Here is a 574-nt window from a genome sequence, read left to right as displayed (position 1 = left end):
GGTGGCGGCTTCGGCGGAGGTGGCCCCGGGAGCGGCGGGATCCGCGCCGGCGGGATCCGCGGGGGCTGGGTCGGGGGTGGGCGGCGCCGGTGGGGTGGTGCTCAGCTCGTCCAGCACCCGGCGCAGGTAGGGCCGGGGCACGGCGGGAAGCAGCAGCGCGAACGCCTGCACCAGCCCGCCCAGCAGGTAGGTGGTGTCGGGAGTGGCCCGCAGCAGGGTGCGCACCCGCTCGACGTCGTCCCGGGTGACGGCCGTCAGCAGCACGGCCACGTCCGGTGCGGCGTCCTCGTGGGTCTCGGCCCAGCGCTCCCCGTACCGCGCGAGGCTCGCCAGCCGGTGCAGTTCGCGGTCGGCGGCCTCGTCGGTGCGGTGGCACTGCCGTACGCCCTCGCCGGCGATCCAGCACAGGGCCGCGACCAGGTCCCGCGTCTGCTCGTCGCAGAACAGGCCGTCCAGCGCGCCGTCGAAGGCGACCTGGTTGCCGTGCCGGTGGGCCAGGAGCAGGCGCGCGGCCCGAGCCCGGGCGGTCGCGGCGGCGGCCGGGTCGACCGGGTCCAGCGAATCGGAGTCGGCT

At 77.5% G+C, this 574-nt stretch carries 1 pseudogene; it reads right to left on the bottom strand.

Going from position 1 to position 574, the window contains the following annotated elements:
- Positions 1-574, bottom strand: a pseudogene (locus ACYVE9_RS30305) (hypothetical protein); the annotation flags it as partial.

This window comes from Streptomyces sparsus, from assembly GCF_054776295.1.
The sequence above is the reverse complement of the archived record's forward strand: the minus strand, read 5'-3'. Positions and strand labels throughout refer to the sequence as shown.